Raw genomic sequence first — 15,113 nt, 5'->3', positions numbered from 1 at the left:
AACAACACTTCCGAAAACGTTTACGTTAGATTTTTCATTTATTTTATTCAACATTTAAAAATTTTAATTACCTTTGTAGCAGAAATCTAAGATTATAACCAAAAATCGAAGATTCCTTATGATCTATTGAGAATCAAACACGACTACAACTAATCGCGAATAAGTTCAATTAGACCAAAACTTAACAAGAAATAATAATAACCTACAAAACAAACATCGTTATGTATCAACAACTGAAACGTGCCAGCATGGCACTGACCTTGAGTTCGGTTTGTTTCCTCGCTTTTGCGCAGAAAACAATCCAAGGTACCGTTAAGGATGCTAATGGCGACCCAATGATTGGTGTAACCATTACTGACCAGAATGGCAAAGCAGGTGGCATCACCGACCTTGACGGTAAGTTTACCATTCAGAACGCAGACCCTAATGCGGTCTTGACTTTCAGCTACATCGGCTGCAAGCCTAAGAAAGTAAAAGTAGGAAGTCAGAAAACATGGAACATCGTACTTGAAGATGACAATGCAGCCCTTGACGAGGTCGTTGTCGTTGGTTATGGTACTATGCGTAAACGCGACGTAACTGGCTCTATCGCATCTGTCAACTCAGAAAAGATAGCCGCTCGTGGTACTACCAATCTTGCAGAGTCTCTGCAGGGTTCTGTTCCTGGTGTCAACATCACCCAGTCTGGTAGCCGCGCTGGTGCAGGCTTCAATATTCAGGTTCGTGGACAGGCTTCTATCAACAAGCAGGCACAGCCATTGTATGTTATCGATGGTGTAGTTTGCGACAACATGGACTTCCTCAATCCAGATGATATCGACCGCATCGACGTATTGAAAGATGCATCTTCTACCGCCATCTATGGTTCCCGTGCTTCTGCCGGTGTCATCATGATTACCACCAAGGGCAGCAAGGGTGCAGACAAGGCACAGAAGGCAACCATCTCTTATGACGGATATTATGGTATCAAGAAGTTGGCGCGCATGCCTGAGTTTATGGATGCCAACGAGTTTATGGATTATCGTTTTGCCAGATATACCACGCTCGACGGAAAGAGCTACGATGGCTCTAGCCGCAAGGGTGTTGATGCCGATGGACATCCACATTACATCATCAAGAATACCGACTTGAATTCTGCCTTCCTTGCCCGCAAGGGAGCAACCAGCTACAAGGATTCAAAGCTTTACGAACTGATGATGGATCCAAGTTTCGACGGTTACGATTGGAAGAAGATGGTTACCCGCACAGCTGCTCAGCAGAACCACTTTATCAGTGCTGCCGGTGCTACAGACAAGATCAACTACCGTGTAGGTATGGGTTATCAGGGCGAGGAGAACGTATTCAAAGGAAACGACTATGAGCGTTTCAACCTGAAGGGTGCCATGGATGCCAAACTCAACAAAGTCTTTGATGCTGGTTTCTCTGTCAACTTGTCTATGAGTAAGACAGAAGATGTTTGTACCGATGGAACTTATTCACCATATGTGAATGCATTCTATTTCAACCCATTCGTATCTCCTACAGATGCAGATGGCAATCTGATTCCTAACCCGGGCGCCAAGGCTGCCTTCGAGTCGGATGCACAGTTCACATCCACCTACAACCCATTGATTGACCTCTATGATGGTAACTATACCGACGAGACCAAGAAATATACCATGATGGGTAACCTGTATCTGCGTGCCAATATCATGAAGGGATTGAAGTTTACCACAACATTCTCTCCAAACTATTCTCACAAGCGCCAGGGCATCTTCTATGCCACAGGTATCAACGAGGGCAACGACGTAGGTTCTACCTACTATCAGAAGAACAAGACTAACTTTGCCTCTGTGGGTAACACCACTCGTATGGATTGGACCTGGGATAACCAGATCGACTACAACGAGACTTTCGGCGACCATAACATTGGTGCCATGGCTCTCTTCTCACTCTACAAGAGCAATACGGAATATCAGTATGAGGAAGCTAAGGGTATCGCCAACGACCATACCACCTTCCACAATCTGGGTTCAGCTAGCGGTGATAAGAATCTCTCCAGCTCATACAACGAGTCATCTTTGGAGTCATTCGCCTTCCGTGCCAACTATTCTTACAAGGGAAGATATATGGCAACAGCTACACTCCGTGCCGATGGTAGTTCACGTTTTGCCGACGGCAACCGTTGGGGATGGTTCCCGTCTGTAGCTGCGGCATGGCGTATCTCAGATGAAGCATGGATGAAGCAGTTCAGCTCTTGGCTCGACAACACCAAGCTCCGTGTTTCTTATGGTGTTACCGGTAATAACAATGTGGGTGACTATGTAACTATCGCTTCTGCTACAGGTCCATCTTATGTAACCATAGATGGCAAAGAGGTACAGGGTTATTATCCTAACGGATTGGTTAACACCGCCCTTATCTGGGAGAAAGTGAAGGAGTTTGACCTCGGTCTCGACTTGAGTTTCCTAAAGAATCGCATCAATGTAACGGCCGACTTCTATAACCGTCTTTCAGATGGTCAGATTATGTCACGTTCAGTGCCAATCGAAACTGGTGAGAAGACTTCAACCTTCAATGTAGGTTCTGTCCAAAACAGAGGTATTGAACTCGGTTTGAACTTTAACATCATCAACAAGAAAGACTTCTCTTGGAGTGCCAATGTGAACTTTGCCCGCAACTGGAACAAGATTAAGGAGTTGAGTAATGGTAAGGTTGATGAGGTAGCCAACAACTGGTTTATCGGCGAGCCACTGAACGTACTCCGTGACTATACCCATACCGATGTCATCACCGACAAGGGTGTAACCATGCACACCATGAATGGTGACAAGCACTATACCCTGAAGGAATTCTACGAGAAGTATGGCACTAAGTATAAGTGGTATGAAGGTCAGATGGCAGTAAACGACTGGAACGATGACGGTAAGATTGACGACAACGATAAGCAGATTTATGGCTGCACAGATCCACGCTGGACCGGTAGTTTCACTACCAATGTTTACTTCAAGGGCTTCGACTTCTCTATCATGTTCTATACAAAGAGCGGATTCTGGTCACGCAGCTACTTCCATGAGAAGTATATGAAGTATGGCGACCGTGGTAATGCTCACATGCAACTGGATTACTACATACCAAAGGGAGCACCAATCATCGATCATGCAACAGGTGAGATTACAACCGCCACAGAGACCCACTACGGAAAGTATCCTTATCCAAACAACAGCGATACTTCGATGGGTGGTTACTTCGGTGACAAGGGTTCAGCCAAGGGAGAAGGTTTCCAGTATCAGAAGACCTCTTTCACCAAGGTTAAGAATATTACCCTGGGTTACACATTGCCTAAGAGCGTAGTAAACAAGGCAGGTATCAGAAATCTCCGTGTTTATGTAAACGTTCTGAACCCATTCTGCTTCACCAACTACAAGGGCTTCGACCCAGAGTGGGCATCACAGAATCTGCAGAATGGCGGTCCATCATCTGTAACCTACCAGTTTGGTGTCAACTTGAAGTTCTAAGCTTCATCCCAATTAAGTTCTAAACTTCATATAAATTAAAGGAAACAATTATGAAAAAGATATTATATAGCGTAGCTCTCGCAGCCTGTGTCATGGGCACCATGACCAGCTGCAGCGACTTCCTGGACGCAGAAAACAAGTCGAACGTGAGCGACAAGCAAACCTTCGCTACCAAGGATGGTTTCAACACTTTGGTAAACGATGCCTACCAGCGTCTGCAAGACGTCTATGCGGCGCCTCTGTTCACCAGCTGTTTCTCAGCAGGTACAGATATGTATGCTGATGCCCGCAACAAGATGAACGAGGCTTTGAATACTTACGAGACCTTGACTCCTGAGAATAGTGATATCAAGAATCTCTATACTTATCTCTATTCAGGTATCCGTGCTGCCAACTCTGTGTCATACTATGCACAGAGTGCTAAGGTAGATGATGCCACGAAGAACAAGCTCGTTGGCGAGGCACGTGTCCTGGCAGCATACGAGTACTATCTTCTGGTAAACAACTTCGGTGGTGTGCCTATCATGAAGGACTTCATTACCACTGCCGATATGGGTTATCCTAAGTCTTCTGCTGCTGACGTATACGCCTACATCATCAGCGAGTTGGAGGATGTCATCGGCAAGAATGTGCTCCAAGCTTCTACAGCTACCAAGGGTGGCGGCAGAATCAGCCAGGAAACAGCCAAGGCTATCCTAGCCAAAACCTACCTTTCTGCAGCATGGGACCTCAACAAACAAGACTACTTCTCCAAGGCAGCAGCTCTTGCCGATGAGGTGATTGCAGGCAGAAAACTGACTACCCCATTTGCCAAGCTCTGGAAGGCAGACGGATCGGGCGATGACAACGAAGAGTTCCTTTGGGATGTGGAATATGATTTGGCTACAGCCAACAATACAACATCAGGTGGTACAGAATGGAGCGGTTACTACTGCAACTATCTGGGTGGAAACGAGGATAACATCAAGGCTACAACCTCCAGCTATGTACCAACCCTCTATGCCTTGCATTGTTTCAAGAAGGGAGACCAGCGTTACGATGCTACCTTCATGAAGGAATTGCCAGATATAAACAAAGGAAATGCTGCAGGTACCGGTTACTGGACCTGGTACAAGAATGGTGAGAGTCTGGTAGGTAAGCCAGTAACGCGATACTATTCTGCATGGTATGAAACAGATGCCGACTTTGAAGCATGGAAGGCTATAGATCCTGCAAACAGAGCAAACACCTATCGCATTCCGATGGATTCACAGAGCAAGGAAGCACAGAATATGGACGGCAGAGATATGGAATATTACGATAACCAGCAACTGGTATATGGTTCCAGTCCATGCAAGAAGTTTGACGACAGCAAGACTGCTAAGACAGAGAAGAACACCTGCTATCGCGACATCCATATCATCACTTTGCCAGAGATGTATCTCGTAGCAGCTGAGGCTTATCTGAAGGCTGGTGATAATCCTAAGGCATTGGCACGACTCAATGAGGTTCACCAGCGCGCTGGTCTTTCTGCACTTACAGGAACTATCACTATCGATGACATCCTTGATGAGAATGCATGCGAGAACTTCGGTAATGAGGCACGCTGGATGGATCTTCGCAGAACCCAGACCCTGGTAACACGTTGCACCAAGTATAACCATGAGATGGGAGACAAGGCTGCCCAGTATATCGGCAAGAAGCTTCTTCGCCCTATCCCACAGGCTGCAATTGATGCCAATGACCAACTGACATTAGCCGACCAGAATCCTGGTTACTAATCAAAGTCATTATGTTGATAAGAAAACCTATCAGGACATACGTTAATCATTAGGTTTAAGACCGTATCCCAAGGGAGATAATACCCGGCGGATGCGGTCTTTCTTTTTTATTCTATCGGCAAGGTATACGTAATCGTTTTCGTAGTTTTTCATTCACAATCTGCATGTGATAAGCAAAAATGTCGTAACTTTGCAGAAAATCTTATAGAAAAGAAAATAATAAAATAAATAAACCTAAGAAGAAATGAAGAAATCAATCATTAAGACAGTCGTGCTGGCTGCGCTCATGGCTCTGCCAATGTTCGCTAAAGCACAAACTTTCGCTGGTATCACAGCCGAGCAGAGTGCACAGAACACTCCTGAAGGATGGACTGCCGTAGAACTGCCACAGTTGCCTGCCATCACATCAGCAAACACGTTTAACATCAAGGATTATGGTGCCTCTACATCTGCTACAGATAACACCAAGGCTATCCAGAAAGCACTTGATGCTGTGCCTTCTACCGGTGGTATGGTCGTGATTCCTGCCGGTATCTGGATGTTTGGAAGTACAGATCAGATGACTAGCAAGACCGAAGTACTCAGCATCAAGTCGAAGACCATCCTTCACCTCAGCGCAGGTGCCACATTGAAGCTCGTGGAATACGGCAAGGCGCCAAACAATAAGATTGTCTTCATCGGCGGAAAGAACAAGGGCAAGAACGTTACCGACATTGTTATCGAGGGTGAAGGTGAAACTTCAGTCATCGACGGTCAGGGTGCACGCTGGTGGCTCGCAAGAGAGAATGGTGAAACCTTCAATCCTGGTGCAATGATCCGCTTCGAGCAGGGCAAGCGCTTCCTGCTCCGCAACTTCAAGATTCAGAATACTCCGGGTGTAAACATCACCATCAGCAACAGCGGTAAGGCTAGCCATGCTACCATCCATGATGTAACCATCAGTGAACCTTCATCTGAAGCTGGCAAGGGAAAGGCATCGCATAACACAGATGGAATCTCTATCTGGGGTCCATACGTTAATATCTACAACTGTAACATCAGCAACGGCGATGACAATATCGTTTGCGACAATGATGCACAATATATCCATGTATGGAACTGCTACTTCGGAACTGGACATGGTGCTTCTATCGGTAGCTTCACCAACAACATCAAGCATGTATGGTTCGATAACATCACCATGAACGGTACTACTGCGGGCATCCGCATGAAGACAGGTCAAGATGTAGATAAAACAACCAACAAGGTAACTCTGCGTGGCGGTGGCGAGGAGGACTGGAAGTTCACCAACTTCACCATGACCAAGGTTAAGAACCCATTCTCTATCGACTGCTACTACGACAAGAACTACAACAGCGATCCTGCCGTAGATAAGGCAAACGCAAGAACTTTGGATAGCACTACCCCTACCTACAACGGCATTCTGCTTCAGAACGTGAAGACTACAGATGTCTGCGAAGGTAACGCTATCTTCCTGATTGGCCGCCCTGAGAGCCACATCAAGAACGTGACTCTCGACAACGTACAGATTTCTGCAAAAAAGGGTATCGATATCCGCTTCGTAGATAATCTCGTGTTCAAGAACAACTCTAAGATTACCGTCAGCAGCGGTTCTATCTGGCTCAAGAAGTTTGATTCTACTTGGACAGACGAGTGTGATGCTACGTCTACAGGTTCAACCGTTACTGATACTAAGGGTCCTTTCACATTAAACTCAAAAACTTTGACGGATAAGACAGCCGGTTCTTTCAGCAACGGCTTCGCTATCAGCAATGAGAAGGGAAAGACATACGATACTGGTTCTGGTACCAACTATATCAAGTATAGCGCAAATCAATACACCATCATCATTCCTGACGGCATAAAGATTGTCAAAATGGATATCGAGGGAAAAGACAATTACTCAGATGCAGATGCCTATCTCGGCGAGATAAACGGCACAAGCTATGATGCTTCTACCTATGTTTTTCCAAAAGACAAAAGTCTGAAAAAATATACAGTAGAGTTTGATTCACCTGTAGAGCACACGCTTACTTTCACTCCAAAGGTAAAGCAGTGCATCCTGCAGTTCACTCTCTATACAGAGACTTCTACAGGCATTCAGCCAATTGCTGCCATCGCCAAGGTAAACAATAACAACATTTACGACCTCAGCGGTCGCATGGTAAAGCTCAATGCCAAGGCAGAAGACCTGCAAGGTCTCAAAAAAGGTATCTATATCTACAACAACAAGAAATACGTAGCTAAATAATTCATTTAAACATCGGTAACAATGAAAATAAAATCGCATTCACTCCTGTGCATTCTCGCCACCATCGCATTGAGTTCTCCACTCTCTGCGGTGAGCGTGAATGCCCAGAAAGCGGTATCCAAGACATGGAATCCGAACCTGAAGAACGGAATGTACCGCAACCCGGTTATTGACGCCGACTACTCAGACCCAGACGTATGCCGTGTGGGCAATGACTACTATATGACCTCCTCTTCCTTCCAGTGTTTCCCAGGCTTGCAGATTCTGCACAGCACCGACCTGGTGAACTGGGAAATCATCGGAGCTGCCCTACTCGATGACTATCCTGTATTGCCAGAGTATCAGGGCACAGACTTGGACTGGCGCAAGAAAGTTCAGCATGGTAACTATGTATGGGCACCCTCTATCCGCTATCACGACGGATGGTTCTACATCTATTGCGGCGACCCAGACCAGGGTCTCTTCATGACCAAGACACAAGATCCACGCGGTCCTTGGGAACCTATCACCTGGGTGATGAAGGAAAAAGGTCTTATCGACTGCTGCCCTCTCTGGGATGAAGACGGCAAGGCTTATCTTTCGCATGGATGCGCCGGTTCAAGAGCCGGTATCAAGTCAGTGCTCTTCGTTGCTCCGATGTCACCTGACGGCACCAAGGTTATCGGTCCTTCACGCATCGTATATGATGGGCATGAAAACCAGCCTACTATCGAAGGTACCAAGTTCTACAAGCGCAACGGCTACTATTACATCATGAGTCCTGCGGGCGGCGTGAAGTATGGCTGGCAGGTAGAACTGCGTTCCAAGAATCCATACGGTCCTTACGAGGAGTATGTGGGTATGGCACAGGGAAAGAACAAGAAGGTAAACGGCCCTCACCAGGGTGCATGGGTAGATACCCAGAACGGAGAGGACTGGTTCCTCCACTTCCAAGATAAGCACGCTTATGGTCGTGTGGTTCATCTGCAACCAGCCAAATGGGTAAACGACTGGCTCGTCATCGGTGACGACAAGGATGGTGATGGCTGCGGAGACCCTGTTCAGCAATGGAAGAAGCCAAACCTGCCATCAAGCGGTAACTTCCAGCCTAAGGAATCGGATGATTTCAACAGCGTAGATTTAGGTCTGCAATGGCAGTGGAACGGTCCTTACAGTCAGTACTGGTACTTCTGTGATGCCAAGAAATCCAAGTTGCGTCTCTATGGCGTACAGCAGGCAGAAGATGTAAAGAACCTGTTTGATCTTCCTAACCTCCTGCTCCAGAAGCTCCCTACCGAGAACTTTACAGCTACAGCCAAGGTGAAGTTCATTCCTAACCGCACCGAGGCTTATAAGGAGAAAGATAAGGTATTGGGCGAAAGCGCCGGCATGATCATGCAAGGCATGGACTATGCGGCACTCAAGTTTGTTGATACCAAGGAAGAGGGGGTTGTATTGCAATATGTAACCTGCGAGAAGGCTGAGAAGGGAAAGGCTGAGAAGGTGGTAAAGCAAGTGGCCATCAAGACCAGCAAGCAGCCTCAACCTTACACCGTGAAGTATGCCGTAGATGATATTCCTTCATCCCGCATCGCTACCCAGGATGTATGGCTCCGCGTGAAGGTTCATAGCGAAGGCATCGCCAACCAGATACAGGCTATCGCTGAATGGAGCTACAGTCTGGATGGTAAGAAATTCAACAAGATAGGCAATCCTTTCACTGTGCGTGAAGGCAAGTGGATTGGTGCCAAGCTCGGTTTCTTCAACACCCGCACAGCCAAGAAGAACGATGCTGCCTTCTTCGACGTAGACTGGATTCATTTCGAAAAATAACGCTTTCCAGCTAACGCGTTATTTCAGAGAATATTTTGGGAAATAAAAAAAATCCCCCTCATTGCAAATCACTGCAGCGAGGGGGATTAATCTTTATGAGTAATCTAAAAATTCTAATCTTTCTTTTCTTCTGTAGGCTCTGCCTTTGTTGTTTTCTTGGCAGGAGCCTTCTTGGCAGATGCCTTCTTGGCTGCAGGCTTAGCTGCGGCCTTCTTGGCAGGAGCCTTAGCAGGCTTCTCGCCATGGTGCTTCTCAGCCTCCTTCTCTATCTTTTCAATCTTAGCCTGAAGACGGACAATCTCCTTGTCCTTCATCTCTATCTCTTCATCCTGATTCTTGATGGTAGTAAGCAAGCCCTCCAGCTGATCGTTATCAACATCAGCAGGATAGAGGTCGTTCACACGGTTGATGAAGTCACCAAGAATGTTCATATAGTTAGTGAAAGCATCGAAAGGACTTGAATAGATACCTCTGTCAAGACCCACATTGCTTGGCTTGGTAGTCATGAAGCGGAAGTTGTTACTTGCCTGCAGGTAATCCCAGTCCTGATTGATACGTGGATCGTTGGCGATACGTACACGGTCTGCCACACTATAAAGCTTGTTGAAAGCCTCACGCTGCATCGGATTACCCAACCATGAACTTACATCACGCTCCTCGTCTACCCAACTCAAAGTATCAGGCACATTCACCTCGCCTACCGACTTGATCTTCTTGCAGATTTCTGTAGGTGTAGAGAAGGTGATGCCACGGTCCTTGGCACACTGAGGCAAAGCCTTCATAAACTCGAGGATGTTGCTTGACAGAGGCTGGGCAATACCAAGAGCAGAAAGTTCCATAAAGATATTGATAACCTGCTCCTCCTCTGGGAAGGCAGCAATCTGGTTCATATAGTTGTCGGCAAAGAGTGGATAACCGTCCCAATCGCTGTTGCTGAAGCGCAGAGAGATATCATCGCTCAAGTTCACATCGCGCAAAAGGAGCTTCAACTTAGGGTTCAGGGCGCAATGGTAAACATAGTGAGGAGACTTCCAGCCGAGCACGTGCTTGGCACCCTCGGTGAGCATACCAATGAATCCCATGTTGGCAACATCGTTACCGATATCATCGCTGTAGATGAGCGAAGAGTTGCGCAATACGGTAGGTTTCTTTCCGAAATATTCCTCAATCTTAGTACACTGGCGCATCACCTCATCCTTGAAACTTGCCTCATTAACCAGAGAAGCAAGTCCGTGAGAGTAAGGCTCAGCCAGGAACTCTACACAACCCGTATTGTTGAGCTGCTGAAGCTTCTCCAGTACCTGAGGAGCATGAAGTTCCAACTGCTCCATACCCACACCCGAAAGCGAGAAAGCTACCTTGAAATACTTGCCGTTCTTTTCAATCATCTCCTGAAGGGCATTCAAGGCTGGCATATAAGAGCGCTCAGCAATCTCGTTGATGCTACGGTCGTTCTCGTAGTCATCATAGTAATAATGGTCGGTACCGATGTCGAAGAAGCGGTAGCGTTTCAGATGGGTAATCTGATGTATCTCGAAATATAAACAAATTGTTTTCATAATTATTAATTATTAATTTTTAACTATTAATTGCCCATTACTTCCACCCTAAGGTCTTGAGGTACAGGTCTTTGATGCGGGCTCCCACTTTCTCCCAGGTAATCTGGTCTACTTCTTTCTTGCCTTCCTCTGAGAGATAATCGAAAAGACTCTCGTTGTGACAGATGCTGTAGATGGCATCGGCAAGGGCATGGATATCCCAGTAGTCTACCTTGATACAGTTGGACAGGATTTCTCCACATCCACTCTGCTTGGAGATAATGGTTGGTGTGCCGCACTGCATAGCTTCCAAAGGTGAGATACCGAACGGCTCGCTCACAGATGGCATCACGTAGACATCACTGTCTTTCAGACATTCATAAACCTGTTTGCCGCGCATAAAGCCAGGGAAGTGGAACCGGTCGGCAATGCCTCTTTCAGCAGCGAGATAAATCATCTGATCCATCATATCGCCCGAACCTGCCATACAGAAACGCACATTGCGGGTACGGTGCAATACCATGTTGGCAGCCTCTACGAAATATTCAGGTCCCTTCTGCATGGTAAGACGTCCCAGGAAGGTTACTACCTTCTCCTTGCCCTTATGATTTGGGCGTGGAATATCCTGCCACTCCTGCTTCAATGGGTATACGGCATTGTGCATGGCGAAACACTTGCGTGGATCCTGGTGATACTGGTGAATCACCGTCTGGCGGGTCAGTTCGGATACACACATGATGCAGTCGGCATTATCCATACCGTCTTTCTCGATAGCGTAAACAGTAGGGTTCACCTTTCCACGGCTACGGTCGAAATCAGTAGCATGAACGTGGATGCACAATGGTTTGCCACTCACGCGCTTGGCATGAATTCCGGCTGGGAATGTAAGCCAGTCGTGAGCATGGATAATATCAAATTCCTCAGAACGGGCTACAACTCCGGCAATGATGCTATAGTTGTTGATTTCGTCATGAAGATTTGACGGATAACCACCGGCAAATTCCATACAGCCGAGGTCATTTACATGCATATAGTTAAAATCGGCATAGATGTGGTCACGGTAACGGAAATAGTCATCCGGATTCATGATATTGCCTACCCGCTGCTGCACATAGTCGTGATTTACATCGCGCCAGGCAATAGGCACACTGTTCATTGCCACAATCTTGCAGGCACTGCGGTCCTCATCACCGAAAGGATGAGGCAGACACAATGTGATATCAACATCGCCCTGGGCATGAAGTCCCTGGGAGATACCAAAGTTGGCAGTTGCCAAACCACCAAATACGTGAGGAGGATACTCCCATCCAAACATTAAAACTTTCATATAGCAGTCCTCCTATTATTAATATTGATATTTTTCAAGTAACTCGAGCGCACGCAGAATCTCAGCCACATTCATGGCGAAAGAGATGGCACCACGACCTGCGAATGGAGGGTTTCCATCGAAGAGTTCGCTGATAGTACCGAGACAGTGGGAAGACATTTCGTCCTCATAACCAACCATCTGGCGTTCGATAAAGCTCAAACGGGTACGCTTATAGAGTTTCAGACTTGCCTCCATATAGAAGCCACCGAGCCATGGCCATGCCGTACCCTGATGGTAAGCATAGTCGCGCTGGGTCTGCGGACCTACATAAACAGGATTATATCCACCGCTCTTTGGCGAGAGTGAACGCAATCCCTTAGGAGTAAGGAGTTCGCGTGTACAGATATCAAGAACCTGCTTCTTCTGGTCTTGCGACAATGGAGAATAGTCGAAAGCCACTGCAAATATCATGTTCGGGCGAACGCTCCAGTCCATCATATTTCCATCAACATAATCGTAGAGATAGCCATATTCATTGAGGAAGGTATCGAGGAATGCCTGCTTGGTCAGCTCAGCCTGAGCCAGGAGTTTCTGCTGGCTGTCTTCTTCACCTACTGTTGCAGCGAGAGAAGCACAGAAACACAAGGCGTTATACCACAAAGCATTAAACTCTACGATATAACCTGTACGTGGAACCACAGGTCTGCCGTTGGCAGTAGAGTTCATCCAGGTAACAGCCTTGTCCTTACCATCGGTATAGAGCAATCCGTTCTCTTCGAGCTTCAGGTTCGGATGCTTGTTATCCTGGATAAAGCTGATAACATCCTTGATAAACTGTCCATACTTCTTGAAGCATTCTTCCTTGCTGGTTTCCTTAGCATACTGCTGCAAAGCCCAGACAGCCCACAATGGTACGTCAGGCTGCTCTATCTCAGCAATATGAACGCTGACCGGCTTGCCTTCCATAAACTCGTAGTATCCCTTCATGGCAGTCTTCATCACCAGTTCGAAGTAGTCATCTTCCTCGATAGAGAGGGTGAGACCAGGAAGAGCGATAAATGTATCGCGGGCTCTACACTTAAACCAAGGGTAACCAGCCAGGATATAACGGTCATCGTTCTTTTCACGACGATGGAACTGATGAGCCGCATTGACCAGACAGTGGAAGAAATTGTCACGAGGCGAACGCTCATCCACTTCCTTGTCGAAGAGCTTCTTCAGGCTGACCGCCTTGATTTCTGATGTAGAAGCAGCAAAGACGATGGTTTCGCCTTTCTTGATATCCATTTCAAAATAGCCAGGAACATAGAGGTCTTCGTTAGAAGCATAACCTCTCTCCTGCTCCTTTGGATATTCCACGCCACGATACCAATCTGGACAGAATTTAAACTCGTTCTTCTTGGAGAACTGCATGTAGAGATCAGGATAACCTGCATACATACAGGTCTTGATGCCATGATCTACCTCAGAATAATCACGAGATGCGGTAGCATTCTCATGAGTAAACTGACGGACACTGCGGAAAGCCAGAAAAGGACGGAAACGAAGGGTTGTAGCCGAATGGCCGTCTACCAGCGTATAGCGAATCAGAATGCGATTCTCATAATGCTGGAATACAACTTCCTTTTTCAGGATAACACCACCTACGCGATAAAGGGTAGTTGGCACTTTATCACAATCAAACTCACGAATGTACTTGTGGCCCATCGGACTATAGTTGTTGCCCTGGTACTTGTGCAAGCCGAGGTTAAACTCAGCGCCATGCTGAATCACCGTAACATCCAGCGAACTCAAGAGCACATGATTCTCATCGTCCAGTTCTGGAACCGGCACGACAAGTAATCCGTGATACTTGCGGGTATTACAGTCTACAATCGTTGAGCACGAATATGCACCCGAGCGATTTGTTCTCAACAACTCCTTAGGCAACGACTCTTGAAGATTCGTCATAAGGGCCTTTTCGAATTTTAGATAACTCATAGATCTATATTAAGGTTCTATATTTTTGTTGACTAAATTAATTGCTTTCAAAGGTAACACTTTTTTATGGTATAACAAAGTTTTTTGTATGCCATTTTTAGAAAAAATTGCCTTTTTATGTTTTAAAACATATTTTTAGACAAAAATGCTTGATTATTTCAAGAAAAAGCATTACTTTTGCACTCAGTTTTCAGTTTAAAAGATTTGTACACATGGCAGCTAGAGGAAAATACGATAAAGAAAATATAGCAATGCTGATTGCTAAGCTATGGGGAGGCATCACTGATGACCAGTTCGATTTACTGAAAGAGCATCTGGAAATCAAGAAGTATAAGAAGAACGAAATCATCTACAAGAACGAGGGTACTCCCGAATATGCACTATGTCTCATAGCGGGAAAAGTGAAGATATACAAAGAAGGTATCGGTGGCAAGAGCCAGATTATCCGTGTTATCAAACCGATTGAGTTCTTTGGTTTCAGAGCCTATTTTGCAGATGAGATATACAAGACGGCAGCCATGTCGCTGGAAAACTGCGTCGTTGCCCAGTTCCCGCTGGCAGTTCTCATGAAACTGATCTCCAAGAGTTTCAACATCGGCTTCTTCTTTATCAAATATCTCAGTGTGGAAATAGGTAAATCGGACGACCGTACCGTGAACCTCACCCAGAAACATATCCGTGCCCGACTTGCCGAGGGACTGATATTTCTGAAAGACTCTTATGGGTTAGAAAAAGACGGAAAAACTCTTGACATCCGATTGAGTCGTGAAGATCTGGCAAATCTCTGTAATATGACAACGAGCAATGCCATCCGTACGCTCTCAGCCTTTACGGCAGAAGAACTCATCAATACAGAAGGAAGGAAAATCAAAATCTTACAGGAAGAAGAAATCATAAAAATAGCAGAACTCGGATAAAGTTCTGCTATTTTTTATTTATATGTTTTACATTATACGTTTTTCTTGA

Annotated in this window: 8 protein-coding genes; 5 read left to right on the top strand and 3 right to left on the bottom strand. The window is 46.1% G+C overall.

Features of this window, described 5'->3' with window-relative positions; translation table 11 throughout:
* The first annotated feature begins 221 nt into the window (after positions 1-221).
* From FO447_RS01045 to FO447_RS01030, 4 genes are all read left to right on the top strand, one after another.
* Positions 222-3,497, top strand: a complete 3,276-nt coding sequence (locus FO447_RS01045) for a SusC/RagA family TonB-linked outer membrane protein (protein ID WP_119226852.1) — start codon at positions 222-224, stop codon at positions 3,495-3,497.
* A 50-nt stretch (positions 3,498-3,547) separates the two neighbouring features.
* Positions 3,548-5,257: a RagB/SusD family nutrient uptake outer membrane protein gene (locus tag FO447_RS01040; RefSeq protein ID WP_118415088.1), complete on the top strand. Its 1,710-nt coding sequence runs from the start codon at positions 3,548-3,550 to the stop codon at positions 5,255-5,257.
* Between the two features lie 244 nt (positions 5,258-5,501).
* Positions 5,502-7,508 carry a glycoside hydrolase family 28 protein gene (locus tag FO447_RS01035; protein ID WP_200757294.1) on the top strand — a complete coding sequence of 669 codons (2,007 nt, stop codon included), beginning with the start codon at positions 5,502-5,504 and terminating at the stop codon, positions 7,506-7,508.
* A 21-nt stretch (positions 7,509-7,529) separates the two neighbouring features.
* The gene (locus tag FO447_RS01030) at positions 7,530-9,320 is read left to right on the top strand and encodes a glycoside hydrolase family 43 protein (RefSeq protein WP_200757292.1); all 1,791 of its coding nucleotides are present in this window, start codon (positions 7,530-7,532) and stop codon (positions 9,318-9,320) included.
* Positions 9,321-9,433: 113 nt separating this feature from the next.
* On the opposite strand, the gene FO447_RS01025 is transcribed toward FO447_RS01030, so the two are convergent.
* Genes FO447_RS01025 through FO447_RS01015 form a run of 3 tightly spaced genes read right to left on the bottom strand, consistent with a single transcriptional unit; the run spans position 9,434 to position 14,147 of the window.
* Positions 9,434-10,879: a glycoside hydrolase family 57 protein gene (locus tag FO447_RS01025; protein WP_200757290.1), complete on the bottom strand. Its 1,446-nt coding sequence runs from the start codon at positions 10,877-10,879 to the stop codon at positions 9,434-9,436.
* Between the two features lie 37 nt (positions 10,880-10,916).
* On the bottom strand, positions 10,917-12,185 hold the full coding sequence (locus FO447_RS01020; RefSeq protein ID WP_006846301.1) for a glycosyltransferase family 4 protein: 1,269 nt from the start codon (positions 12,183-12,185) through the stop codon (positions 10,917-10,919).
* 18 nt (positions 12,186-12,203) lie between these two features.
* Positions 12,204-14,147 (bottom strand): glycogen debranching enzyme N-terminal domain-containing protein, encoded by a 1,944-nt coding sequence (locus FO447_RS01015; RefSeq protein ID WP_118064296.1) that lies wholly within the window; start codon positions 14,145-14,147, stop codon positions 12,204-12,206.
* Between the two features lie 212 nt (positions 14,148-14,359).
* Between FO447_RS01015 and FO447_RS01010 the strand changes: the two genes are divergently transcribed.
* A complete protein-coding gene (locus FO447_RS01010) occupies positions 14,360-15,064 on the top strand; it encodes a Crp/Fnr family transcriptional regulator (RefSeq protein ID WP_118079039.1) in 705 nt (234 codons plus the stop codon).
* Positions 15,065-15,113 lie beyond the last annotated feature (49 nt).

The sequence above is a fragment of the Segatella copri genome (genome assembly GCF_015074785.1).
In the GTDB taxonomy this organism is placed as follows: domain Bacteria; phylum Bacteroidota; class Bacteroidia; order Bacteroidales; family Bacteroidaceae; genus Prevotella.
The sequence above is the reverse complement of the archived record's forward strand: the minus strand, read 5'-3'. Positions and strand labels throughout refer to the sequence as shown.